The 24,619-nt window shown below is 43.0% G+C and carries 21 protein-coding genes; 11 read left to right on the top strand and 10 right to left on the bottom strand.

Features of this window, described 5'->3' with window-relative positions; translation table 11 throughout:
• Positions 1-86: 86 nt before the first annotated feature.
• Together RNZ41_RS06700 and lldP are read right to left on the bottom strand one after the other, a co-directional pair.
• Positions 87-860 carry an FCD domain-containing protein gene (locus tag RNZ41_RS06700; RefSeq protein WP_007116527.1) on the bottom strand — a complete coding sequence of 258 codons (774 nt, stop codon included), beginning with the start codon at positions 858-860 and terminating at the stop codon, positions 87-89.
• Positions 861-873: 13 nt separating this feature from the next.
• Complete coding sequence (gene lldP / locus RNZ41_RS06695) at positions 874-2,547, bottom strand: L-lactate permease (RefSeq protein ID WP_409950728.1); 1,674 nt, start codon at positions 2,545-2,547, stop codon at positions 874-876.
• Positions 2,548-3,119: 572 nt separating this feature from the next.
• Between lldP and mdh the strand changes: the two genes are divergently transcribed.
• From mdh to dld, 3 genes are all read left to right on the top strand, one after another.
• The gene (gene mdh, locus RNZ41_RS06690) at positions 3,120-4,292 is read left to right on the top strand and encodes an iron-dependent methanol dehydrogenase (RefSeq protein ID WP_314026902.1); all 1,173 of its coding nucleotides are present in this window, start codon (positions 3,120-3,122) and stop codon (positions 4,290-4,292) included.
• A 133-nt stretch (positions 4,293-4,425) separates the two neighbouring features.
• The gene (locus RNZ41_RS06685) at positions 4,426-4,725 is read left to right on the top strand and encodes a hypothetical protein (protein WP_076774258.1); all 300 of its coding nucleotides are present in this window, start codon (positions 4,426-4,428) and stop codon (positions 4,723-4,725) included.
• Between the two features lie 37 nt (positions 4,726-4,762).
• Positions 4,763-6,466, top strand: a complete 1,704-nt coding sequence (gene dld, locus RNZ41_RS06680; RefSeq protein ID WP_314026901.1) for a D-lactate dehydrogenase — start codon at positions 4,763-4,765, stop codon at positions 6,464-6,466.
• A 220-nt stretch (positions 6,467-6,686) separates the two neighbouring features.
• On the opposite strand, the gene metF is transcribed toward dld, so the two are convergent.
• Positions 6,687-7,529 carry a methylenetetrahydrofolate reductase [NAD(P)H] gene (gene metF / locus RNZ41_RS06675; RefSeq protein WP_096489623.1) on the bottom strand — a complete coding sequence of 281 codons (843 nt, stop codon included), beginning with the start codon at positions 7,527-7,529 and terminating at the stop codon, positions 6,687-6,689.
• A 182-nt stretch (positions 7,530-7,711) separates the two neighbouring features.
• The gene (ahcY, locus tag RNZ41_RS06670; protein ID WP_314027828.1) at positions 7,712-9,100 is read right to left on the bottom strand and encodes an adenosylhomocysteinase; all 1,389 of its coding nucleotides are present in this window, start codon (positions 9,098-9,100) and stop codon (positions 7,712-7,714) included.
• Positions 9,101-9,576: 476 nt separating this feature from the next.
• On the opposite strand from ahcY, the gene RNZ41_RS06665 reads away from it, so the two are divergent.
• Both RNZ41_RS06665 and RNZ41_RS06660 read left to right on the top strand, forming a co-directional pair.
• Complete coding sequence (locus RNZ41_RS06665) at positions 9,577-10,386, top strand: hypothetical protein (protein WP_007116915.1); 810 nt, start codon at positions 9,577-9,579, stop codon at positions 10,384-10,386.
• Positions 10,387-10,548: 162 nt separating this feature from the next.
• Positions 10,549-12,006 carry an alanine/glycine:cation symporter family protein gene (locus RNZ41_RS06660; protein ID WP_312175416.1) on the top strand — a complete coding sequence of 486 codons (1,458 nt, stop codon included), beginning with the start codon at positions 10,549-10,551 and terminating at the stop codon, positions 12,004-12,006.
• Positions 12,007-12,148: 142 nt separating this feature from the next.
• Here the strand turns inward: RNZ41_RS06660 and RNZ41_RS06655 are convergent, their stop codons facing one another.
• Entirely contained in the window at positions 12,149-12,607 is a 459-nt protein-coding gene (locus RNZ41_RS06655; RefSeq protein WP_099808595.1) for an Lrp/AsnC family transcriptional regulator, read from the bottom strand.
• A gap of 164 nt (positions 12,608-12,771) precedes the next feature.
• Here RNZ41_RS06655 and leuA point away from each other — a divergent pair, with 164 nt between their 5' ends.
• The 5 genes from leuA (at position 12,772) to RNZ41_RS06630 (ending at position 17,800) form a co-directional block, all read left to right on the top strand.
• Positions 12,772-14,502, top strand: coding sequence for a 2-isopropylmalate synthase (gene leuA / locus RNZ41_RS06650; protein ID WP_314026900.1), 1,731 nt, complete (start codon positions 12,772-12,774; stop codon positions 14,500-14,502).
• Between the two features lie 207 nt (positions 14,503-14,709).
• The gene (locus tag RNZ41_RS06645) at positions 14,710-15,030 is read left to right on the top strand and encodes a YcgL domain-containing protein (protein WP_095355610.1); all 321 of its coding nucleotides are present in this window, start codon (positions 14,710-14,712) and stop codon (positions 15,028-15,030) included.
• Positions 15,031-15,096: 66 nt separating this feature from the next.
• On the top strand, positions 15,097-15,552 hold the full coding sequence (locus RNZ41_RS06640) for a hypothetical protein (RefSeq protein WP_007116910.1): 456 nt from the start codon (positions 15,097-15,099) through the stop codon (positions 15,550-15,552).
• Positions 15,553-15,700: 148 nt separating this feature from the next.
• On the top strand, positions 15,701-16,603 hold the full coding sequence (locus RNZ41_RS06635) for an AAA family ATPase (protein WP_198001307.1): 903 nt from the start codon (positions 15,701-15,703) through the stop codon (positions 16,601-16,603).
• 9 nt (positions 16,604-16,612) lie between these two features.
• Complete coding sequence (locus RNZ41_RS06630; protein WP_050324244.1) at positions 16,613-17,800, top strand: vWA domain-containing protein; 1,188 nt, start codon at positions 16,613-16,615, stop codon at positions 17,798-17,800.
• Positions 17,801-17,915: 115 nt separating this feature from the next.
• Here the strand turns inward: RNZ41_RS06630 and RNZ41_RS06625 are convergent, their stop codons facing one another.
• Both RNZ41_RS06625 and rodA read right to left on the bottom strand, forming a co-directional pair.
• Positions 17,916-18,500 (bottom strand): septal ring lytic transglycosylase RlpA family protein, encoded by a 585-nt coding sequence (locus RNZ41_RS06625; RefSeq protein ID WP_060995287.1) that lies wholly within the window; start codon positions 18,498-18,500, stop codon positions 17,916-17,918.
• 426 nt (positions 18,501-18,926) lie between these two features.
• The gene (gene rodA / locus RNZ41_RS06620; protein WP_314026899.1) at positions 18,927-20,072 is read right to left on the bottom strand and encodes a rod shape-determining protein RodA; all 1,146 of its coding nucleotides are present in this window, start codon (positions 20,070-20,072) and stop codon (positions 18,927-18,929) included.
• A 285-nt stretch (positions 20,073-20,357) separates the two neighbouring features.
• Between rodA and RNZ41_RS06615 the strand changes: the two genes are divergently transcribed.
• Positions 20,358-21,287: a D-Ala-D-Ala carboxypeptidase family metallohydrolase gene (locus RNZ41_RS06615; RefSeq protein ID WP_314026898.1), complete on the top strand. Its 930-nt coding sequence runs from the start codon at positions 20,358-20,360 to the stop codon at positions 21,285-21,287.
• Positions 21,288-21,326: 39 nt separating this feature from the next.
• Here RNZ41_RS06615 and RNZ41_RS06610 read toward each other — a convergent pair whose 3' ends face one another.
• The 3 genes from RNZ41_RS06610 to RNZ41_RS06600 form a co-directional block, all read right to left on the bottom strand.
• Positions 21,327-22,799 (bottom strand): M16 family metallopeptidase, encoded by a 1,473-nt coding sequence (locus RNZ41_RS06610; RefSeq protein WP_314026897.1) that lies wholly within the window; start codon positions 22,797-22,799, stop codon positions 21,327-21,329.
• Between the two features lie 82 nt (positions 22,800-22,881).
• Positions 22,882-24,396, bottom strand: a complete 1,515-nt coding sequence (locus RNZ41_RS06605) for a M16 family metallopeptidase (protein WP_314026896.1) — start codon at positions 24,394-24,396, stop codon at positions 22,882-22,884.
• Between the two features lie 23 nt (positions 24,397-24,419).
• Complete coding sequence (locus RNZ41_RS06600; protein ID WP_314026895.1) at positions 24,420-24,596, bottom strand: hypothetical protein; 177 nt, start codon at positions 24,594-24,596, stop codon at positions 24,420-24,422.
• Positions 24,597-24,619: the final 23 nt, after the last annotated feature.

Below are 24,619 nucleotides of genomic sequence, written 5' to 3'. Positions count from 1 at the left end.
TTAATGGTAGAAATAGCCACGTGCATTCAAACCTGTTTACACTAAAATGCGTTTATAAAATGCGCCTGAATTAACAGGCACTAGTATTAAAAAACATCAGTGGCCAACCGGGAAACTCGCTGTCTGCGAGCCGTTGCCTCATCAATCTTGGCAACCTGTTTTATCACAAACTCAATATGCTCACCCACGGCTTTGCGAGCTAATTCACTATCACGCGCGATAATCGCATTCATCATTGCCATGTGTTGCGTGTGTAAAGTTTCAAAGCCATAATGCTCGGTGTAAATCTTTCGCCGAGCTAATACCACGTTATGTCTCATTAGGTGAAAAACATTTTTCATCATCTGCAACAATACCGCATTTTGGGAGGCTTCAGCAATCGCTAAATGAAAATTGGCATCGGCAATAGCGGCTTGTTCGGTATCGCCATGCGCTTGACTGTTTGCTAACTGCTCGTAGTAAAAGCGGATTTTTTCAATATCTTGTTTTGTAGCTCTCTGGGCAGCATACCAGGCTGTACCGCCTTCTAGTACAATTCTTGCTTCTTGCACATCTAGACGATACAGGGGATCGGCATCCAATAAGGGGGTTAGTGTCTGTAATATCAGATTATCAGACAGCGCCTCAAGGGGCTGGCGCTGTTTGATAGTTTGCACATCTTTGACAAACGTTCCCGACCCAATACGACTTTCGGTAATACCGACACTATTCATCTGCTGTAACGCTTCACGCAGTGCGGTACGAGATACGCCTAGTCGCTCACACAAATGGCGCTCGGCAGGTAATCTATCGCCATTTTTTAGCCCTTCACGGTCTATTAGCGAAATTAATTGTTCAATAACCTGCGTTGCAACCTTCATACCTTACCCATCATTATCCGTGTGGAATCATCCAAGGCACGACATACGCTTGTAGCGTGATAAGCACGCCCATCATAATGGTAAAAATAATACTATGTTTGACGGTAAATCTGAACAAATCTGACTCTTTACCCACCAAACCTGTAGCGGCACAGGCAATGGCAATGGATTGCGGGGAAATCATTTTACCGGTCACCCCACCCGAGGTATTGGCTGCCACTAACAACACCTCAGGCACACCAATTTGCTGAGCGGTGGTGGCTTGAAGGGCAGCAAACAACGCATTGGCTGAAGTATCTGAGCCTGTCAAAAATACCCCTAACCAACCCAAAAATGGTGAAAAGAAGGTAAAAGCTTTGCCTGTGTGTGCCAATGCTAACGCTAATGTAGCAGACAATCCCGAATAATTGGCGATAAACGCAAATGCCAACACCATACCAATAGAATAAATCGGGGTGCGTAGCTCTTTAATGGTTTCGCCAAACGTCGATAACGCTTCTTTAGGACGCATTTTTAGCATCACGATAGAGATAATCGCCGCTAACATGATGGCAGTACCTGTTGCCGAGAACCAATCAAATTTATAAATTGCGGCATAGTCGGTAATTTTGGTGACGACTGGGGGTAATTTTTGTACTGCATTGTGCAAATACGGCACATTGATACTCATCACCATATCGACCAATGCCCCATCAGGGTGACCATCTTTGCCTTTGACAAACAAATCTTTAAACGGCTTAATACTCCATAACGACACCATCGCGGTCAAAATAGCAAACGGCATCCAAGCTTTGATGATTTGAGCGGGCGAGTAATGGGTGGTTGGCAACGGTGCTGATACGCTTGTGGTATCACCCATCTGATTTTTGCCATCGACTTGATTTTCAAAACGGAACACATGCTTGGGCTGCCACACTTTAAATAGCAACGTCAAACTAATTAACGAGGCAATAGCAGCGGTAATATCAGGCAACTCAGGTCCAATGTAGTTTGAGGTCAAAAACTGCGCAATGGCAAACGACCCACCACCGACCACAATCGCTGGGAAGGTTTCACGAACCCCGCGCCACCCATCCATAATCGCCATAATCCACACTAACACAATGGGCACAATAAAAGGTAACTGGCGTCCGACCATTTGGCTGATGGCATGGGTTTCTACCCCAGATACTTGTCCTGCCACGATGATTGGAATCCCCATCGCACCAAAAGCAACAGGGGCGGTATTGACGATGAGGCAAAGTCCAGCCGCATACAAAGGCTTAAACCCTAAGCCTACCAATAACGCCGCCGTGATAGCCACGGGTGCACCAAAGCCTGCTGCACCTTCCAAAAAAGTACCAAAGGCAAACCCCACCAATAACATCTGTAAGCGTTGGTCTTCGGTCAGCGATAAAATACTGGAGCGGATAATATCAAATTGCCCTGTTTTTACCGTGACTTTGTATAAAAACACCGCCCCGATAATAATCCAGGCGATGGGCCAAAGTCCGTAGAAGAATCCATAAATCGCGGATGATAGCGCTAATGTCACCGGCATTTGGTATAAGAATAGGGCAACAAGCAACGCCAAAACAACGGTAATAGTGCCTGCAACACTACCTTTTAAACGAAATACCGCCAAGGCTAGAAAAAAGAAGATAATTGGGATAAGGGCAATGGCACTTGAAAGCCAAATATTACCCATGGGATCATAAATTTGTTGCCAATGTTGCATCATTTCCTCCATGAAATAATTGGTATTACCAAAATAGTCTGAGTATCAATAATTGGTTAAATAATAAAGAAAATTACGCTTTAATTCAATTAAATTTCAAAAAAACAGTGATATTTATACGGTTTTTTGTAAATTGGTAATACCAATTTTAATAGTAATATGAATTTTGTGTGAACGGATACAAAAAAGCTTCGTATTGGAGTCAGTAGAGATTCAAGGTTTTGCTGTCAGGCTGCGTGATGGAAGCTATGCAGTGTGTTGCTGTAAGGTTGACAGCATAAACCATGAGGGACTTAGCGCAAGTAACGTGCTTTATTTTTTCAAAATACATCAACTAGAATAACTTTTTGACTAAGGTAGGTTAATAGTAGGTAGAGCGCATTGGATGACTGAACTAAAATCAAGTCATAGTGATTTTATAAGAATATATTTTATAAAAATATATTAGTACATCCTATCTAGTTGTAATGATGACAAAAAACTAGACGTATGAATAAAATTACTATACACCCCTAACATACAAGATTAAAAGGAATTTAATCATGGCTTATAAGCAAATCTCCGATCAAACCAGTGGCTTTTTTATTCCCTGCGTATCATTATTTGGACCTGGCTGTGTCAAAGAAGTAGGCTCAAAAGCCAAAGATCTAGGTGCTAAAAAAGCGCTTATTGTAACTGACCAAGGGCTGAACAAAGCAGGTGTTCCAGACATTATCATTAAACATTTAAGCGAACAAGGTATCGATAGCTACGTATTTGCAGGCGCAGAGCCAAATCCAACTGACAAAAATGTCCACGATGGCGTCACAGCGTATCAGGATAACGGCTGTGATTTTATCATCTCATTGGGTGGTGGTTCGTCACATGACTGTGCAAAAGGGATTGGTCTAGTGACGGCAGGCGGTGGTCATATCCGTGACTATGAAGGTATTGATAAAAGTAAAGTGCCAATGACGCCATTGATTGGTATCAATACCACGGCAGGCACGGCATCAGAGATGACACGTTTTTGTATTATCACCAATACCGATACCCACGTCAAAATGGCGATTGTAGATTGGCGTTGTACCCCTCTTATTGCTATTGATGACCCTCGACTGATGACTGCTAAACCTGCATCTCTAACTGCAGCAACAGGTATGGATGCGTTAACCCATGCGGTAGAGGCGTATGTATCGACTGCTGCAAATCCGATTACAGATGCTTGTGCTGAAAAAGCCATTCGAATGATTCAACAATGGCTGCGTCAAGCAGTAGCGAATGGCGAAAACATTGAAGCGCGTGAGGCTATGAGCTATGCTCAATACTTAGCAGGCATGGCGTTTAATAACGCCTCGCTAGGCTATGTACATGCAATGGCGCACCAGTTAGGTGGATTCTACAATCTGCCGCACGGTGTCTGTAATGCGATTTTGTTACCGCACGTCTGTGAGTTTAACCTGATTTCAACACCTGAGCGTTATGCAGATATTGCACAATTTATGGGCATTGATATCAAAGGCATGACTCGGGCAGAAGCAGGTAAGGCAGGCATCAATGCAATTCGTGAGCTATCTCAATCGGTAGGTATTCCTACCGGACTCACTGAGCTTGGTGTCAAACAAGAAGACCTTGCCATCATGGCAACCAATGCCCAAAACGATGCTTGTATGCTCACTAACCCACGTAAGGCAAATCATGAACAGGTCGTAGCAATCTTCGCAGCTGCCATGTAAATGTAACATCAAACTAAAACATACTCACAACAGTAAAAAAAAGGGGACTTCAATAGTCTCCTTTTACATTGAGCACTGATACAAAGCACATAAATTTTTGCGTAAATTGATTAAAATATAGTAGCATAAAGGGATGAAACAAAAACCCATCACTCGCTTATACCACTGCCAATACTTACGGGTAACCCAAGTAAACTACACACTTAGCCACTATGCCAAGCCTCATCTAGCACAAAATCTGGTAGCAAAAAATCTCCTAATAAAAAATCTAATAGCACAAATCAGCGATAACCGCATCTACAATCGAGCCACCGATGGTAAACGCACACTTGACCATGTTAACGCTATGCGTAGCTCTACCATCGAACACAATCCTATCTTTGATAAAACCAGACCGGTTCAACTATCAACAAGTCAATATAATCGCCAATAAAACCTCATGACTCATTTAATCAATAAGGATATTTATCATGTTAAAAAAGTATAAACCGACACTCGATAAATTAACGAAGATCGTAGGGAAGTCTTATGTACTCATCGATGAACAAGATACCCGTCATTATCGACAAGGTATACGTTTTGGTGAGGGAAAAGTGTTGGCTGTGGTATGTCCAGGTACTTTACTTGAGCAGTGGCAGGCGCTACAAACAATTATTGAGGCAGATTGTGTGGTAATTATGCAAGCTGCCAATACAGGATTGACAGGCGGCTCTACACCTTATGGTGATGACTATGATCGTCCAGTCATTATTATGAGCACTCGGCGCCTACAAGGCATCCAAGTGATTTTAGATGGCAAACAAGTGGTGTGTTTACCTGGCGCAACGTTGGATAATCTTGAGCGTACTTTAAAGCCTTATAATCGTGAACCTCACTCTGTGATTGGGTCATCATGTATTGGCGCTTCAGTTTTAGGTGGGGTGTGTAACAACTCAGGGGGCGCACTGGTACGTCGTGGACCTGCTTATACTGAAATGGCGTTGTATGCCCGTGTCAATGAATCGGGTAAGTTAGAATTGATTAATCATCTAGGTATTGATTTAGGCAACACCGCCGAAGAGATACTCACCAGACTGCAAAAACAAGACTATGAAACCGGTCAGATAACCACGCAAACTACTCAGCTGGCATCAGACAATCGTTATGCCCATGACGTTAAGCAAGTCGATGCAGACAGTCCTGCTAGATTTAATGCAGATCCGACACGATTATATGAAGCATCGGGGTCAGCGGGTAAAGTCTGTGTGTTTGCGGTGCGACTCGATACCTTTGAAAAAGTTGAGAGTAAGGTTTTTTATATCGGCTCAAATGACCATGATGACCTAACAGCAATACGACGTTATTTGCTGACATCGTTACCCAGCTTGCCGATTGCTGGAGAATATATTCATCGTGATGCTTTTAGTATTGGTGCAAAGTATGGCAAAGATACTTTCTTGTTTATTGAGCGTTTTGGCACGGTTAATATACCCAGAGCATTAGCCCTCAAAGATCGCATTGATGGGTGGTTGGAAAAAATCAAGATACGGGGTTTGACTGATCAAATTTTACAAGCTATCACTTTTTTCTTACCCAGTCATTTACCGCGGCGCATGCTAGCGTTTCATCAGCGTTTTGAGCATCATTTGATTCTACGAGTAGATGAGCAAAGCGCAGAACAGACAGAGCAGTTTTTAAATGAGTATTTTGCCGTTCATTCTACTGGCTCGTATTTTGCCTGTACGGAGGAAGAAGGTCGCAAAGCTTTTTTACACCGTTTTGCTGTTGCCGGAGCGGCGATACGATATCGTGATACCCATCGAGCAGAGGTTGAGGATATTGTGGCATTGGATATTGCGTTACGACGTAACGATAGAGAATGGGTGGAAAAAATCCCCGCCGATCTCGAACAACATATGTTGCATAAATTATATTATGGGCACTTTTTTTGTCACGTATTTCACCAAGATTACATTGTCAAAAAAGGCACTAATCCACTGGATATTGAACATCAGATGTGGCAGCTGTTAGATGAGCGTAGAGCAGAATATCCCGCAGAACACAATGTGGGTCATTTATATGTTGCTAAGCCAGCATTAGCCAATTTTTATCGAAAGCTAGATCCTACCAACAGCTTTAATGTGGGGATTGGTCACACTTCAAAGTTAAAATACTGGCGCAAACCTAACGCATGAAGACATTTAACTAGGCAAGCATAATTAGGTAAGCATCCGACTATCAGGGCAATCGCACTATTTTACCGAACAGTAACCGCTCAAGATAAACTGTTCCAGATAAATTGTTTAAGATAAGCGTTATCTTGCGATGCCCCAATTTTACGATGTTGAACAGACAATTTAACATCGTCATGCTCATTTTTTTTGCTATCAGATAGTGCTTAAGGTCTATCCTCAATTAAACCAAACCGAGCGCTTCAATCAGTTGTTTATTTGGGCTGACTTGGTTCATGCTGTAAAAATGCATTGACGGCACGCCTTCGGCAATCAAACGCTCACATAGATTGACCACCACTTCAAACCCAAATTGACGAATGGCTTTTTTGTCATCGCTATAGTCGGCAAGCTGTTTACGGATAAAACGTGGAATATCTGCCCCACAGCCATCGGCAAATCGAATCAAATTTGACGCATTGGTGATGGGCATAATGCCTGCGATAATCGGGAACTCATCTTGAGTCACCCCTTTTTTGGCAAGGGCATCACGCAAATATAGATAGCTGTCAGCGTTGTAGAAAAACTGGGTAATCGCTTCAGTCGCGCCTGCGTGGTATTTATTGAGCAAGTTTTGGATATCGGCCTCAAAGCTTTTGGCTTGCGGGTGCATTTCTGGATATGCAGCGACTTTGATACGAAAATAATCACCGCTATGCTCACGTATGTATTTAACCAAATCGACAGCAAACGGCAGCTCGCCAAGACCTACCATACCTGATGGCAAATCACCGCGCAGCGCCACCAAGCGATTAATGCCTAACGATTTATAATAATCCAATAACTCGCCAATTTTGGCTTTATCATCGCCAATGCAGGATAAATGCGGGGTAATGGGCGTGTCACTTTTTTCACTCAGTGCCTTAACAATGCCTAAGGTGCGCTCACGGGTTGACCCACCTGCGCCATAAGTCACGCTAAAATATTGAGGTTTTAAAGCATTTAATTCATCAAAGGTTGTCAATAATTTGGTTTGACCGTCATCGGTCTTGGTGGGGAAAAACTCAAAAGAAAACGGTGTTGTCATGGTGGTCATGAAAGTATCCAAAATAATAAGAAATAGCACCATTATAACGGGTAAAACAGTAAAAAAATTGAATTTTTTGGCATAAATATTGAGTTAAACTGCATAAAAAAGTCATGCACATGGGCATGACTTTGATTAAACCTTTAACAAATAGTATTTTTAGCTATTAGTATTTCTAGCTATCAGTATTTATAGCTATCAGGTTTGAACGGACCTTCAATTGGCACACCGATATAATCGGCTTGTTGCTGCGTCAATTTAGTCAGTACCCCATTAAAGCCTGCGACCATGGCTGCTGCCACTTCTTCATCGAGTTTTTTCGGCAATACTTTGACATATAAATTGTCCGCTTTCTTATCCGCAGGCAAATCAGCAAATTTTTCTTTGAATAAGTGCATTTGTGCCAATACTTGGTTAGCAAAAGAACCATCCATAATACGTGATGGGTGACCTGTGGCATTACCCAAATTGACCAAACGACCTTCCGACAATAAAAGCAAGTAATCGTTTTCATCTTCTGATCGATAGACTTGGTGTACTTGAGGCTTCACTTCCACCCATTTCCAGTTGTCACGCATAAACTGGGTATCAATCTCAGTATCAAAGTGACCAATATTACAAACCACTGCGGTGGCTTTTAAGGCTTTTAACATATCGCTATTACAGACATGGTAGTTACCAGTGGTAGTGACCACCAAGTCAGTATCTTGCATAAGGGTGTTGTTGACACCTTTGGCAGGGTCACCTTCCACAAATGGCGAAACCAATTCATAGCCATCCATACAAGCTTGCATACCACAAATTGGATCGGCTTCCGTCACTCGTACCACCATACCTTCTTGACGTAGGCTTTGAGCAGAACCTTTACCCACATCGCCATAACCGATAACAAGCGCACGACGACCCGCTAAAAGCATATCGGTACCACGTTTGATGGCATCGTTTAGGCTATGACGACAGCCATATTTGTTGTCATTTTTTGATTTGGTCACTGCGTCATTGACATTAATGGCGGGTACTTTTAACGTGCCTGCATTGAGCATTTCAATTAGACGATGTACCCCTGTTGTTGTCTCTTCTGAGATACCGTGAATGTTGTCGAGCATTTGCGGGTAGTCGTTATGAATCAGCGCCGTCAAGTCACCGCCGTCATCTAAAATAATATTGGCATCCCACAGCTTGCCCGTGGCCTCACCGCCTTCAAAAATCTGCTGGCGAAGACACCATTCGTATTCTTTCTCAGTCTCGCCTTTCCAAGCAAACACAGGAATACCGGCTGCTGCGATGGCGGCAGCGGCATGGTCTTGGGTTGAAAAAATATTACAAGAAGTCCAGCGTACTTCAGCACCCAGCGCCACGAGCGTTTCAATCAATACTGCTGTTTGGATGGTCATGTGGATACAGCCCACAATCTTGGCGCCTTTTAAAGGCTGCTCGGCTTGGTAGCGTTGGCGTAGACCCATCAAAGCAGGCATTTCAGTTTCAGCCAGTTTGATTTCTTTGCGACCATAGTCGGCAAGGCTAATATCGGCAACTTTGTAATCAGAAAAATTTGAATCAGTAGAATTGATAGACAGGGACACTGCGTCCACTCCTTAAAACCGGTAAAAAAAGTTAAAGTAAAAACGCAGATGCCGTTATTTATTTTGTATTTATTTTGGTTAAAATACAAAAAACGAGCCTAGCGCAGGCAAGCAAATATAAATTAAGCGAACCTTAAGCTGCAGCATCTCTCGATAGGCGTATTGTAAAAAAAATTAACATAAAAGTCATTCTCTTAATTGCAACATCAACTTAAGTCTTTTAAAAAAGCAACATTTTTGATAAAATATTACACTTCATCCAATGTAATTACATAAACATATAGAAAAGTTATACAAAATTAAAAGACATTGCTGAAAAATTACGTTTTAATATACCTAAGAGAAACGTAACAAAATATGTCAACTAATTTACTTTTTCTTTATATGTCATTCATCGCTTGAAAATCTTTTAGATTTTTAAGAGAAATGGTAAATTTACTTTATCCTGTCCTTAGGAGATTTATATGAAAGTTTTGAAATTAGCTGCTATTCCTGCTGCTTTAATCGCAACTTCTGCTTTTGCTGAAACTGTAGTTGTTGATCAACAAGTTATTGCACAGCCTGTTGCCGTATCTACTACCACCTACGACCCAAACGCAGGTATAGTAAAAAATACAACAACTCAAGTCGTTACTGGTACTAGAACGTTTTTTGATACCGTAACACATCCTGCTGCTATCAGTGCCGAAGTAGGTACCTTAGGTTATGGTGCTAATATTGGTTGGGCTTTAAACGATAAAACTGAACTTGTAGTTGGTTGGGCTGGTGGCGATATCGGTGATTTAAAAGACACTATCGAAATTGAAGATGTTGAATATGACTTAGAAACAGATTCAAGCAATCCGTATATTGGTGTGAATTTACGTCCAGCTGGAAATTGGTTTACTGTGGGTGTTGGTACCATTTTTGGTGACAATGAAATCACTTTGAAAAAACAAGCAACTGAAACCAAACCAGTTAAAATCAATGGTAACACTTACTATGGTAACATTGAAGCGTCAGCTGAAAATAAAAACACTATGAACCCATACTTAACTATTGGTTTCCGTCCTAATATCACTAATAACTTTGGTGTATTTGGTGAAATCGGTGCAGCTTATACTGGTGGCTTGAAAGTGACTGATGCTAAAACACGAGTTCTAGATACCAACGGTGAAGAAATTACAAAATTTGATAATAATCGTCTAAAATCTGACTTACAACAAGATTTGGATGATTCAAATTATTCAAAATGGTACCCAATCGCTAAAATCGGTGCAACTTACCGTTTCTAATTTGTTAGCGTAAGCTTTAGAAAAACGACACTTTTAGTGTCGTTTTTTTTCGCCGAATCATTGCCAAAAGTTTGCTTTATTGATACTATCCGCTATCAATTTTTGAGGCTGGATTTGTTGATGTATAACAAAGATTTAGCTTGCTTGGCGCAAGCAAGTGTGATGGATAGCATTCATTGTAGTGTCAATCTTATCAGTTCACCCATGTGGGATTGGTTGGTGTGGATTTTGATTTGTATTGGTGTGTTTTTTACCGTCATGACAGGGTTTGTTCAATTTCGTTTATTTGGACATAGTGTCAAGAATTTGCTGGCTAGTCGGAGCACCGAACATCACGAGCATAGTGAGAGTATCTCATCGTTTCAAGCGTTTATGACAGGACTGGCGAGTCGTGTCGGTACAGGGAATATCGCAGGGGTTGCTATTGCCGTGAGTGTTGGCGGACCGGGTGCGGTATTTTGGATGTGGTTTATTGCCTTGATTGGGATGGCATCGGCATTCGCTGAGTCGTCATTGGCACAATTATTTAAAGTGCGAGATGCCAATGGGCATTTTCGCGGTGGACCTGCTTACTATATCCGTCAGGGTTTAGGGCAAGGTTGGCTAGGTGTGGCATTTGCAGTGAGTCTGATTTTGTGCTTTGGCTTGGTATATAATGCCATTCAAGCCAATACCATTGCCCAGGCCGTACAATCAGCGGTCGGCTGTACGGGCGATAATACCTGTGCTTTATGGGGGACTGGTAAACATATTGTGGCGATATTGTTGGTTATCATTTCTGCACCGATTATCTTTGGTGGGATAAAACGGGTTGCCACCATTTCAGAAATGCTAGTACCTGTGATGGCAGGGGTATATCTGCTGATGGCGTTGTATATTATTGTGACCAATATCACCATGATTCCACAGGTATTTAATTTAATTTTGACCGATGCTTTTACTTTTAATGCGGCAGCGGGTGGGACGTTAGGCGGTTTGGTATCGCAATCGATGATGCTTGGGATTAAGCGGGGTTTGTATTCTAACGAAGCAGGTCAAGGCTCTGCCCCCAATGCCGCTGCTGCTGCAGATGTGCCTCACCCCGCCACACAAGGGCTTATTCAAAGTTTGGGCGTTTTTGTGGATACCATTATTGTCTGTTCTTGTACCGCGTTTATTATTTTATTATCAAAACTACCCACCGCTGATTTGACAGGGATTCAATTGACCCAAGCGGCATTAGAAAGTCATGTGGGTTCATGGGCGCAAATTTTCCTAGCGGTAGTGCTGTTCATGTTCGCTTTTTCGAGTATTATTGGCAACTACGCCTATGCCGAAACCAATGTGCAATATCTTAAGAATCATCCAATGATTTTAAATATCTTTCGTATTTTAGTGCTCGCCTTTGTGTATTTTGGTTCTGTGGCTGAAGTGCCTATGGTGTGGGATATGGGGGATTTGATGATGGCGATTATGGCGTACATTAATCTTGTTAGTATCGTTCTGTTGTCAAAATATGTGTTTATTTTGGCAAAAGATTATTCCGCTCAAATCAAATCAGGTGTTAAGCATCCTGTTTTTAACATCAATAAATACCCCGCCATGAAAGCCAAAATCACATCGGGAATTTGGGAAAAATAACGATTAGACAATAAAAAAAGCCGTTGGTTATCAATGGCTTTTTTATTGTTTGGCTGGGCATCATAAGCGAGACCGATACATAAAATAGTGCGTTTCTTTATAGGTTTTTAAAACAGGGTTTAAAACAGCCTTTAACACCCAATCAGATAATTGATTTTTCAAACACTTGCCGTAATTCAAAACTGGTATGTACTTGTGCGATACCTTCAATACGGTTTAGACGATGCAATAAAAATTCTTCATAATGCGCCATATCTTTGACCAAAGCTTTGATAAGATAATCTTCGCTGCGCCCTGTCACAATACTACAGCTGACCACTTCAGGAAATTCTCGTAGTTTTTTTTCAAAATTGCTAAAGCGTTCTGCCGTATGTTTATCCATGCTAATGGCAATATAGACTGACAGTTGATAGCCTAATTTTCTAGGGTCGGTGGTGACACTATAACCCGTGATAACACCTGAATCCTCTAATTGTTTGACTCTGCGCGCACAGGGCGTCGGGCTTAAGTTTACGCTTTCTGCCAATTCAAGGTTACTCATGCGCGCATTTTCTCGTAATAGCGCTAATATTTGTCTGTCTATTTTATCTAATGAAGCCATCATAAATTCTCAATATTAGTGATTTTAACTAAACAATATAATTATAGTAGCCATAAATATCAAATTCTATGTATTTTATAGCAAAATTTAGTTACTTCAACTACAAAAAAATAGATATAATTTCATTATAGAATTTTAAGTAAAATTAAATGTGGAGCATTAGCATGACAATACAACCCAAGAATACGGCTTTTAATCATAAAAAATACCAACCCTTTGCATTTGCACCAAAGATGACCCAGCGTACTTGGCCCGATAAAACTATCACCAAAGCGCCCATATGGACGTCGGTGGATTTGCGAGATGGTAACCAAGCCTTGATTGAGCCGATGAGCATTGAACAAAAAATGCGCTTCTTTGACTTGTTGGTGCAAGTGGGTTTCAAAGAAATTGAGATTGGTTTTCCCTCAGCAGCACAGGTGGAGTATGACTTTACCCGTAAACTAATCGAAGGCGGACACGTACCCGACGATGTGACCTTGCAAGTATTGGTGCAGGCACGCGAACATTTGATTCGCCGTACCTTTGAGTCGTTAAAAGGTGCCAAACGTGCCATCGTCCACGTGTATAACTCAACCTCAAAAGTGCAGCGCGAAAAAGTGTATCAAAAAGATTATGATGATATTATTGCGATTGCGGTTGAAGGCGCAACATTGTTGCGTGATTTGGCAAAAGAATACCCTGAAACCGAATGGATTTTTGAATATTCCCCTGAAAGTTTCTCGCAAACCGAGGTCGATTTTTCGGTCAAAATCTGTGATGAGGTGTGTAAAGTTTGGCGCCCGGACTTAGGTCAGAAGGTAATCTTTAACTTGCCATCAACCGTAGAAAGCTCAACGCCCAATATCTATGCCGATCAGATTGAATATTTTTGCCAAAACTTACCCATGCGAGAGCATGTGATTGTGAGCCTTCACACCCACAATGACCGTGGCTGTGCTGTGGCTGCCAGTGAGTTAGGTTTGATGGCAGGGGCTGACCGGATTGAAGGCACCCTTTTTGGCAATGGCGAGCGCACAGGCAACATGGACATCATGGTCATGGCGATGAATATGTATAGCCAAGGGGTAGACCCACAGCTTGATTTTAGTAACATGAGCGAAATCGCCCAAGTGGTGAGTGAGTGCAATCAGTTACCGATTCATCCACGCCATCCTTATGTGGGCGAATTGGTATTTACCGCTTTTAGTGGCTCGCACCAAGATGCCATTAAAAAATCGCTAGATTATAACGAGCAAAATGCCGAAACCACCCAAGGCTTGTGGGATGTGGCGTACTTGCCAATTGATCCTGCTCATATCGGACGCGGCTATCAGGATGTCGTGCGTATCAATAGCCAGTCAGGGAAAGGTGGTGTTGCTTATATCTTGCAACGTGACTTTGGTTTTCATTTGCCGCGCTGGACGCAGATTGACTTTAGCCGTGTCATTCAGCAAGAGGCCGAGAGCCGTCAGTCAGAATTGACATCAGATGATGTCATTAGCGTGTTTGAAAACACTTATTTGAACCAATCTACTTTGGCGTTGCAAGATTATGAAATCAAAAACACCGCTGGCTCAGTAAGCTTTACAGGCTCTGTGCGTATGGGGGATGATATCATAGACGTCGTTGGTAATGGTAATGGTCCGTTGTCTGCCTTTATTAATGCCATCTCTGCCAAATTGAACAAAAATATTCACGTTATCAACTATGCAGAGCATGCGTTAACGGTTGAAAGTCAAAGCCCGCTCACCCAAAACAACAGTGATGCCAATGCCGTTGCTTACTTACAGTTGAATATTGAAGGTGAGATTTATTCAGGTATCGGCACTTGCTCCAGCACTGTATCAGCGATGTTAAAAGCCGCATTGTCTGCGTTGGCACAAGCGCAGATTGCCGATACTGAGCATCATTAATTAGCTTTTATAAAGCGCAAATTTATCAGTAGCTTTTATCCCCAAAAGAGCAATTGCCCTAGTTGCTCTTTTTTTTATGGGCTAACATGTGAAATGCCTAGATTAATAGTAAACAGGGCTAATAGCAAAAGGGGTGCAATTCCAGACATACTATTTTATGGTATGATAGAGGCACTTTAAATTTTACAGTAATAATAGAGTTGTATGATGCATTGCGATATTTATAAATTTAGCAAAAAAGATGACCTGTATGTGTACATTGCTCGTCCAAATTATCCCAATGACACTGACGAGATTCGTGATTGGCTATCGGTGTTACCCAAGGATTTTCGCCAAGCGATTGGACGCGAAACCTTTGTGATGCATTTGGATTTGGCAAATACGCCAAAGCTTGCACGGGTCAATAAAGCAGAAGTGTTAGAAAAATTACAAAGCCAAGGGTATTTTGTGCAGATGCCGCCTGAAGACGTGTTGTTACGCCAAGCAAAATTGAATATGGCAGAAGCGCAGCAGAGCAAGTGGCAATAGCAAAACTTTAACCAAATGATTTGAATCATGCTAAAATAAGCTATCTATTTTTGGCAAGGCAAAATTATGTTTGCATTTTTATCACTCGACCAAATCGGTAATGTGCTAGGCGAAATCATCATTTGGTGGGCGCAGCTGGTTCAAGGTGTGCCGCCAGACAAATTACCCTTATATGCTTATGTGGGATCTTCCATTGTCGTATTACTGCTTTGGATTTTAGTGGTACGGATTTTGCCAAAAACGCTTGCAGGCTTGAGTTGGATTATTCTATTTGCGATTTTGCTCACGCCCACCACTTCCCTTGGCACCCCGCCTGACATCGCACCAGCGAGTATTTCCGTGGTGTATGGGATTTTACTCAAAGATCCAGCAATTATCTTTAATGGGTTGCTACCAATTATGGTTGTCATTACAGTGGGCTGTATTTTGGGTTTTATTTGGCAAATTCTTCGAATGGGCATCGATAAAACCAACAAAAAACATGCGCTAAATAACGCCAATATCAGCCAGCCTAGCCGCTAAGCTATGATAGTGATAAGCCAGCAAGCTGTAACCGCTTAACTTTTTATAGCTTAATCTTTTACAGCTTAACCTTTTACTTATAGCTTAACTTTCCCTAAAACTTATGATAGTCTGAAACTCATTTTTGACGATTATCATAGGTTTTTTTATGTCTGACCATCAGCAAAATGCTGCCATCCAAAACAGCGCAACCCAAAGCAGTTTTGCAAGCACCGATAGTTATATCGCCACTGACAACCTAAAACTTGCCGTCAACGCTGCGATTCAATTGCAAAAACCGTTACTCATCAAAGGGGAACCTGGCACGGGTAAAACGCTACTGGCTGAAGAAGTGGCAAAAAGTTTAGATATGCCACTGTTAACTTGGCACATCAAATCAACCACCAAAGCTGAACAAGGCTTGTATGAGTACGATGCGGTATCACGCCTGCGGGATAGTCAATTGGGCGATGACCGCGTGTATGATATTGCTAACTACATCAAGGCAGGCAAGCTATGGCAAGCATTTACCAGTCCTGAGCGTGTGGTACTGCTCATTGATGAGATTGATAAAGCGGATATTGAGTTCCCTAACGACTTGCTACATGAGCTCGATAAAATGTCATTTTATGTGTATGAAACTGGCGAAACGATTACCGCCGATCATCGTCCTGTCGTTATTATCACGTCAAACAATGAAAAAGAACTGCCTGATGCCTTCTTGCGTCGTTGCTTTTTTCATTATATTGATTTTCCTGACCAAGCAACCATGCGCGAAATTGTGGATGTGCATTTCCCCAATCTACAGGCAGACTTGGTGGATGAAGCACTCAAGGTGTTCTACGGTCTACGAGAAGTCAAAGGCTTAAAAAAACCGCCATCCACCTCTGAATTGGTAGATTGGATTAGTTTGCTGATGGCAGATGAGTTGCAAGCGGGCAGTCAAAATGCGATTGAGCGGTTGAAAAATCCAAGCGATAACTTACCGCCCATGGCGGGGGCGTTGCTCAAAAATGAAAATGACTTGAGTTTACTTGAACGTATGGGCTTTATGCTGCGTCGTAGTCGATAGGGGATTGGTGTGTTTATCAATCTTTTTTATACCTTACGCACATATGGCGTGCCAGTTTCCACTCGTGAATTGCTAGACCTTTATGCCTTACTAGAAACAGGCATTGTGTTTGCCGACCGTGAACAATTCTACGAGCTGATTCGTCTGTGTATGGTCAAAGACGAAAAATACTTTGATAAATTTGATAGGGCAATGGCGGATTATTTTGAAGGTATTGATACACTCGATATTGACGAGCTGATGGCAAAATTGGGTAATATCCCCAAAGAATGGCTGGAACTTAAACTTGACCCCAACAATCTCACCGAAGCCCAGCGGCGCCTACTCAAAAAATATGGTTCGCTTGAAGCACTCATGAAAGCCCTAGAGGAACGCCTAAAAGAACAAAAAGAGCGACACCAAGGCGGTAACAAATGGGTTGGTACAGGCGGCTCATCGCCTTTTGGTGCGTATGGCGACCATCCTGAAGGTATCCGCGTGGGTGGTGAAAGCCGAAAACGCTCAGCGGTCAAGGTGTGGGAGCAGCGCAAATACCGCGATTTGGACACGGATAACCAGTTAGAAACCCGCTCCATGCAGATGGCACTGCGAAAACTGCGTAAATTCGCCCGTGATGGGGCGGCTGATGAGCTTGATATTGGCTCAACCATCAAGAAAACCGCGCAAACGGGGATGCTCGATGTGCAGCTGCGTCCCGAACGCCGCAATCGTGTCAAAGTGCTCATGCTATTTGATATCGGTGGTAGCATGGATAGCTATATCGAAGCGTGTGAGCGCTTATTTGCTGCCGCTAAAAACGAATTTAAGACGCTTGAATTTTTTTATTTTCATAACTGTGTGTATGAATATGTTTGGACAGAAAATGCCCGCCGTAATGCCAGTGCCGTGCCCACATTGGATGTGCTACACAAATATGGCAGTGATTATCGGGTGATTTTTGTTGGTGATGCCGCAATGTCGCCTTATGAGTTGCTATCTGTCGGCGGTAGCGTTGAGTATATGAGCCAAGATACGGGGCAGGCGTGGCTAAAACGTATCACTAACCACTTTGATAAAGTCGCATGGCTCAACCCTGAGACACCAAGCTACTGGCAATACACCCAGACCATCGGCTTAATCAAAGATATCATGCAAGGGCATATGTACCCGATGACCTTGCATGGTATTGAAGATATGACCAAGTATTTGGCGCGGTAGTATTGTTAAGGCAATTAAAAAAGCATAAATCAATTTCATGCTTTTTTTTGTGCTGATAGGCTGCTAGTTTACCTAAAATCTGCTAGTAACCTAGAAGCTGCTAGTTAGCTAAACATTAGTTTGGACCTGCCACACGCTCAATAACGACGTTGCCTGTACCCGTGCTTGCTAAGCCAATTTGTTTGGCGGCGGCATACGATAAATCTAATACGCGATGGCTTGAAAATGGACCGCGGTCATTGACTTTTACCACAACGCTTTTGCCGTTTGATTTGTTGGTCACTTTGATATAACAGTTCATTGGCAATGAGCGATGCGCCGCAGTCAATGAATTGGAATCAAAAGTATCACCGCTAGCAGTTTTACGACCTTGAAATTGACGACCATACCAAGAGGCGACACCCGTTTGGCTAAAGCGATTGACTGTATTAGATGCAACGGCAGAAAGACGTTCTAACACGTCTGAATCTTTGCTAGCTTGTGAAGTGTCTTGGCTGATAAGTTGGCTGTCTAAGGCAAGGTTACGAGGTTGGCGGGCTGATTTGACTAAGTCTGATGCATTGTTGTGCTGGCGGGTTAACTCATTAAGTACGTGATCTAAATTGCTCGTGGCTGCTTGGGAAGTTGAGCTAAGCGCCGTTACGCCACAAAAGCAAAGTAACGTCGCTACATTAGCTAAATTCGATTGACGCTTTGACATAATGACCTCTGAACAATCGCTCTTTACAATGAGCGCCTTATATTTGGGAGCACATAAGCCTTGATATGTCATGCATACAAATCGCTTATAGGGCACCAAGAAAATTTATTAGATTTAACAATTAGTTTACAAATTTTACTTTGTTTCGGTATGTAATTGTTCAATCTTGATGACCCACAATAAGCAATTACGCGATTAAAATCACGATTTATTTAGATAAACGGTATAAAAAAATAGATAAACGGTAAAAATTATTAAGTTTTACCATCATAATTGTTTAAAACTACTCATAAAAAGGATATCTTTTATGCTAACTCTTTTACGTTTTTTACATTTAAAAATACCAAGTTACATAAATAGTTACATAATGAATTGTTTATAAATAGGCTATTTACAAATAAAATAGTTTTGCAAAGAGGCTGATAGTTATTTAACATTATGCGAGGCAATTGACATCACTAAACCAAATCCTGCCATCAAAGTAATTAAAGCAGTACCGCCGTAGCTGATAAATGGCAAAGGAACGCCGACAACTGGCAAAATGCCTGCCACCATGCCTGCATTTACAAACACATACACAAAAAATGACATGGCAATCGCGCCAGAGAGTAATTTGCTATAGACAGCAGTATTGGAGTAAGCAATAAATAAGGCGCGGCATAGAATACAAAAATACAAAAACATCAGTAAAATCACACCAATTAAGCCAAACTCTTCAGAAAAAGCCGCAATGATAAAATCGGTGTGACCTTCGGGTAAAAAGTGTAGATGAGATTGTGTGCCTTGCAAGTAGCCTTTACCTGTGAGTCCCCCTGAGCCAATCGCGGTTTTTGACTGCATGATATTCCATCCAGCCCCCAAGGCATCGCTTTCAGGGTCTAGCAAAGTTAGCACGCGTCTGCGCTGGTAGTCGTGTAGCAGGTATTCCCAAGCCACAAAAACAAAAGGAATAAACAGCGCCACTGCAGAGCCAATCATCCACCAAGGTAAACCCGATAAAAACAGCACAAATAAGCCACTAGACGCCACCAATATAGAGGTACCCAAGTCGGGCTGCTCAGCAATTAGCAGCACTGGAATACCAATCGCCACCAGCGTGATAAGCACTGTCGATAAACTTGGCGGCAAGTCGCGTTTGGATAAAAACCAAGCAGTGAGCATCGGCATGCCAAGCTTCATAAACTCTGACGGCTGCACACTACCAAATCCAGGAATATCAATCCAGCGCTGCGCACCCAATCGCACCTCACCAATAATTTTGACCAGTATCAGTAACGCCACGCCACCCACATAAAAAAACGGGGTAAAATCACGGTAAAGACTAGGCGGGATTTGCGCCATGACAATCATTACCACAAACGCGATGGTAAAACTAATGGTTTGACGGATGACCATTCCCATGTCTTGAGTAGAGGCACTGTATAAAATGGCTAAACCAAACAAAGCTGTGACAAACAATAGCATCAATAACCAAGGGTCTAAATGCACGCGCTGCCAAAAGGAGGGTAGACTGTCATTACCAAAGTGATGAGCTTGCCTAGAAAAACGGTACTGTCCAATCTTATCTACCATACACACCAAACATCAAATTAACCCGGTGACAATAAGTCTGTAAAAAGACACAAAAATAGGCTCAATAGTTTATATGGCTTAATGTGATTTTGGTAGTCTTAATAATGTAATAGTTTATAACACTTGTTTCATAGAAATAAGTCACTATATTAAGTGAGCTATTAATTAAGTGAGTATAACTATCAAGTGGGTATGATTAACTGAGCCTATCAAGCCTACTTTTTTGACAATTGCTCATAAGTCCGTGGTGTTTTTCCATTTTGACGAGACGTGAATAGGCAGTCCATGACACATCAAAACAAGACCAAAAATAAACCAATTATTATCGAAGACAACGCGCAAACAGCCTCCTATAGCAAAACCAACGATTTCAAAACCAACATTAACAAGACCAAGAATACCAAAACCAAAATTGTTGCAGGCAGTGTTGGCTCCGGGGTGATAATGACATTGCTTATCGCCTGTAATCATCCCGTCACACCCGTCGATAACCGAAAACCTACTACGCCAATCGTTCATCAAACCCAGCCAAACCCTAAAAATACCACTGTCACGCAGACTGACAATATGCGCGGCCTTATTCTCAACCGTCAAAACCCAACCCGACCTACAATAGATTATGGCGCACTCAAAAATACCACACGATACAATAGTAGCGTTGTCTATACCAATGATGCAGATTTTAAGGATTGGTTAGCTAGCCACAGTTATCAGCAATCAGAAGTGTTGGCTTATCAAAATTACTTGCAAAGCCAATTAGGCACCATTCCGCCGATGGATCAGTTAATCACGAGTGCCAGAGATGCACGGCGCTGTGGTTTTGAGCCGTATGAAGTGCCGCCTGCGTCACTATGGCAAAATATCGTGCCCACCCTGCAAATGCTGCAGCAACTGCAAAAACAAGGTTATCTGCCGTATTCGACCGTGATACGCTCCGTGTATCGAAACCCTGCATTGAATGATTGTGCGGGCGGCGCTGGCGAGAGTAAGCACATGACCAATGGCGCGATTGATATTTGGATACCTGAAAACGAAGCCAATAAATGGGCGATAGAAAGCACCTTTGATGGGCTTTGCCAGTTTTGGCAGTCCAACGGGCAAGCTTATAGTTTTGGACTTGGCTTGTATCCGACAGGCTCAGTGCATCTCGATACACAAGGCTTTCGAAAATGGGGCGCAAGCCATAGCTCAAGCTCATCACCCTGTCGTTTTTAACCCTAGCGCAAGTGTTAACCCGTTAAGCTTTAACATGGGCTATTTAGCGGTTTTTGTTGTGTTTGGCGTGGCGTTCCCAACCGTCACAATCAAAAACTTGTTAGGGTCAATGAGTTCTTTATAGCTTTGATTGACAGCGTGAAGGTCGGCGCGCTGCACGCGTGTCACGTACTCAGTCAAGTAACTATCTGGCAGCTGATAAAACCCCATCATACCAATCGTGGCATTCATGGCGGCATTGCTAGCAAAGCTGGTGGGGAAACTGTTGATTAGACTGTCTTTGGTTAAAGACAATTCGTTTGGCGTTACCCCTTTTTCTAGCGTATTTTTGATGACTTGCTTGGTCGCCTCAATTGCTTCTTGCGACTTTTGGTTACGGGTAGAAAAGCTAACGGTATAGCTACCTTGGGCAAGCATCGGCGTGGTGCTGCTATAAATGCCATAGGTGAGCCCGCGTTTTTTACGGATATCTTCCATCAATCTGGCTTGAAAGTTGCCGCCCCCGACGATTTCATCGGCAATGGCAAAGTTGGTTTGATGCTGCAAGCCTAAGGTATCCGCCACGCGTTTTTGACCCAATTGCCCCATCAATACGGTGGTTTGGGTGCTGTCAAATGGAATATGAATCGTTTTAGCGCCGTTCAAAGGCTTGGCATCGGCAAGCTTTGGGGCAGCTGTGCCAACGGGCATTTGAGCGGTTAGCTGATTGGCAAGCGCCCGCGCGCGCTCAAGACTGATATCGCCTGTAATGGCAATATTCGCATTCTTCGCCACCAAAAACTGCTGGCTAAAAGCTTTGAGATGGTTGGTATTAATTTTGGCGATGCTGTCTTCCGTGCCTTGGGTAGGGTGGGCGTAGGGATGATTGCCATAAAGCGCCTCAGCAAAGGCTTTGCTTGCGATGCTATCGGGGTCTTCTTTGGCTTGTTGCAGGCTGATTAAATACTGGGCTTTGGTACGTTCAAAATTTTTGTTCGGAAACGTAGGCTGGGTCATCATATCGCTCATTAAACCAAGCGCAGAGGATAAACGCGCTTCATCGGATAGACTGCGCAAGCTCACAATAAACATATCTTTATAAGCCCGGGCAGATAAATCAATACCAAGCTGCTCACTGGTCTCGGCAATCTCATCTTCACTTTTATGGCGTGTGCCCTGATCCAGCATACTCGCGGTCAGACTGGCAATCCCAAAACCGCCTTTTTTAATGGCTTCATCACGAGCCGAGCCTGCATTAAAATACACACTGACATCCACAATCGGTAAATTGTGGGTTTGTACCAAAGCCACTGGGGTACCCGAATCCGTCGTAAAGTGGATGATATCGGGTAATGTCACTTTTAACGGTGCCGTCGTTTTTAGACTGGTTAGTTTGTCTAAAGCGGCAATGGGAGCAGTAGGGTCAACATTGCCACTACTGTGAGCATCGCCATGGGTGGCAGGTTCAGCATAGCCCGCTTGCGTGGCAATGGTGGTCATTAGTAATAAGATTTTAGCTAAGCGTGATTTCATTTTTTTTCTCAAAATTCTAAGGATGGTCTGACAGCAATGTGGGCAATTTAAGTCAGGATAAGTTAAGTTACTGGTTTTATAGTTATTGCGTGGGTTTATTTGCTTTCACCACATTGAGCACGGTTAAATTGTCGTTAACCAAATATTTGCTAGCGGCAGCGTGTAAGTCACTTTCTGTGATGCCATCTAAGGTTTTGGGTAGGTTAAACACCATTCGATCATCAAGCCCAATGCTGTTTAGACTGCCAATCATCTGCGCTTGTCCGCTGATACTATCTTGGCTATAAATCAAGCTGGTCATGGTGTTGGTTTTGGCACGGGTCAGTTCACTTTGTGCAATCGGTTGGGTTTTGAGCGCGTCAATTTCAGCAATGATTGCTTGTTTGGCTTGAGCAAGTGTAACGCCATCTCGCGGGGTGGCTTGGATTAAAAATAGCCCATCGCCCCGACTAAAGGCACTGTAACCACTGCCGACTGAGGCTAGTAGCTGTTTTTCCCGTACTAGGCGTTTTTCTAGGCGCGCAGATAGACCGCCATCGAGCACATCGGCTAGCAGCGATAGACTATAGGCGGTTTTGGGGTCTTGTGCTGTGGTAAGCGTGGGCACGTTAAACGCCATCATGACCATAGGCACTTGTACCGGCAATTGGGTGGTTTTTTCTTGATAACCACGAAAGCCTGGCTGTATCACACTGGGGCGCGTTGGCAGGGTTTGCGGTTTTTTATCGGCAAAGTATTTTTTGACTTCATTGATAGCCTGTGTGGGATTGACATCGCCCACGATTACTAAGGTCGCATTGTTGGGTGCATACCATGTTTTATACCACTCCGTTAGGTCGTTTAACCCAATGGATTCGATTTCTGCCATGGGACCAATGACCGATTCTCCTTTGGGGCTGTTCGGATAAGCCATTTTGCTAAACTGCTCATAGGCGCGGGCGTTTGGGTTGTCATCGGTCCGCTGGCGGCGCTCTTCCATCACCACTTGGCGCTCAGCGGTAAAGTCACTGTCCTTTAGCTGTAAATCGGTCATCCGATCGGCTTCAAGCTCTAGGGCGAGCGCTAAGCGATTGGCAGGGAAAATTTCATAATATGCGGTGTAGTCATAGCTGGTAAAAGCATTATTGCTACCGCCAAATTTGGCGATAAGGCGTTCAAAATCCGCTGAGGACACGTTTTTTGTTCCTTTAAACATCATATGCTCAAGCAAATGCGACATACCGCCTAAATGAGTGGGTTCATCCGCGGCACCCACGCGATACCATACTTGGCTTATCACCACAGGGGAGCGGTGATCTTCTTTGATAATCACCTTTAAGCCATTAGCCAGCGTATATTCATGGCGCGTTGCTGCATTGTCCCTGTCAAAATCTGTGGGGCTCGGCGTTTGCTGGGTTGCATCGGTTGCCGCGTTAGCAGTTGGATGCGCGTTAATAGGCGTATTCGCTACAGTCGGGGTAGTTTTGGTCGCCATGGTTTTGGCTGCGATGGGCTGCGCAGTGCTGCAACCTGATACACTGAGCGTACAGGTCAGGGCGGCAGCAAGGATGGTAAGGTTAAAAAATGTAGGCTTTGACACAGGGTTTCGGTTTAACATATTTTCTCTTTAACTTTTAATCTTTAATCTGGTTTTTCTGATTGTGGTGCAATGGGGTTTGCAGGCATTATAAAAGATAGACCATGATAACGGATGTTGGCATTGATTGCTATTTGAAAGCCCATTGCACGATTAAATCTGAATAAATACCCCCTGCAAGTTTTTAGCGCAGCAAGCTGTGAACGGACAGTTTTTCCCATACCACACATCCTATAGGTTTAAG

The organism is Moraxella sp. DOX410 (assembly GCF_032248735.1).
Classification (GTDB): Bacteria; Pseudomonadota; Gammaproteobacteria; order Pseudomonadales; family Moraxellaceae; genus Faucicola; species Faucicola tetraodonis.
Note: the sequence above shows the minus strand (reverse complement) of the source record. Positions and strands in the feature narration are given on the sequence as shown.

What these genes read in the sequence shown, in the direction of transcription:
- RNZ41_RS06635 (WP_198001307.1), top strand. Translation starts at nt 15,701, where the DNA reads ATGTCTGACCATCAGCAAAATGCTGCCATCCAAAACAGCGCAACCCAA.
- RNZ41_RS06655 (WP_099808595.1), bottom strand. Translation starts at nt 12,607, where the DNA reads ATGGCTTCATTAGATAAAATAGACAGACAAATATTAGCGCTATTACGA.
- RNZ41_RS06615 (WP_314026898.1), top strand. Translation starts at nt 20,358, where the DNA reads ATGACACATCAAAACAAGACCAAAAATAAACCAATTATTATCGAAGAC.
- mdh (WP_314026902.1), top strand. Translation starts at nt 3,120, where the DNA reads ATGGCTTATAAGCAAATCTCCGATCAAACCAGTGGCTTTTTTATTCCC.
- RNZ41_RS06685 (WP_076774258.1), top strand. Translation starts at nt 4,426, where the DNA reads ATGAAACAAAAACCCATCACTCGCTTATACCACTGCCAATACTTACGG.
- RNZ41_RS06640 (WP_007116910.1), top strand. Translation starts at nt 15,097, where the DNA reads ATGTTTGCATTTTTATCACTCGACCAAATCGGTAATGTGCTAGGCGAA.
- metF (WP_096489623.1), bottom strand. Translation starts at nt 7,529, where the DNA reads ATGACAACACCGTTTTCTTTTGAGTTTTTCCCCACCAAGACCGATGAC.
- lldP (WP_409950728.1), bottom strand. Translation starts at nt 2,547, where the DNA reads ATGGGTAATATTTGGCTTTCAAGTGCCATTGCCCTTATCCCAATTATC.
- rodA (WP_314026899.1), bottom strand. Translation starts at nt 20,072, where the DNA reads ATGGTAGATAAGATTGGACAGTACCGTTTTTCTAGGCAAGCTCATCAC.
- RNZ41_RS06645 (WP_095355610.1), top strand. Translation starts at nt 14,710, where the DNA reads ATGCATTGCGATATTTATAAATTTAGCAAAAAAGATGACCTGTATGTG.
- dld (WP_314026901.1), top strand. Translation starts at nt 4,763, where the DNA reads ATGTTAAAAAAGTATAAACCGACACTCGATAAATTAACGAAGATCGTA.
- RNZ41_RS06660 (WP_312175416.1), top strand. Translation starts at nt 10,549, where the DNA reads ATGGATAGCATTCATTGTAGTGTCAATCTTATCAGTTCACCCATGTGG.
- RNZ41_RS06600 (WP_314026895.1), bottom strand. Translation starts at nt 24,596, where the DNA reads ATGGGAAAAACTGTCCGTTCACAGCTTGCTGCGCTAAAAACTTGCAGG.
- RNZ41_RS06700 (WP_007116527.1), bottom strand. Translation starts at nt 860, where the DNA reads ATGAAGGTTGCAACGCAGGTTATTGAACAATTAATTTCGCTAATAGAC.
- RNZ41_RS06610 (WP_314026897.1), bottom strand. Translation starts at nt 22,799, where the DNA reads ATGAAATCACGCTTAGCTAAAATCTTATTACTAATGACCACCATTGCC.
- RNZ41_RS06605 (WP_314026896.1), bottom strand. Translation starts at nt 24,396, where the DNA reads ATGTTAAACCGAAACCCTGTGTCAAAGCCTACATTTTTTAACCTTACC.
- RNZ41_RS06625 (WP_060995287.1), bottom strand. Translation starts at nt 18,500, where the DNA reads ATGTCAAAGCGTCAATCGAATTTAGCTAATGTAGCGACGTTACTTTGC.
- RNZ41_RS06665 (WP_007116915.1), top strand. Translation starts at nt 9,577, where the DNA reads ATGAAAGTTTTGAAATTAGCTGCTATTCCTGCTGCTTTAATCGCAACT.
- leuA (WP_314026900.1), top strand. Translation starts at nt 12,772, where the DNA reads ATGACAATACAACCCAAGAATACGGCTTTTAATCATAAAAAATACCAA.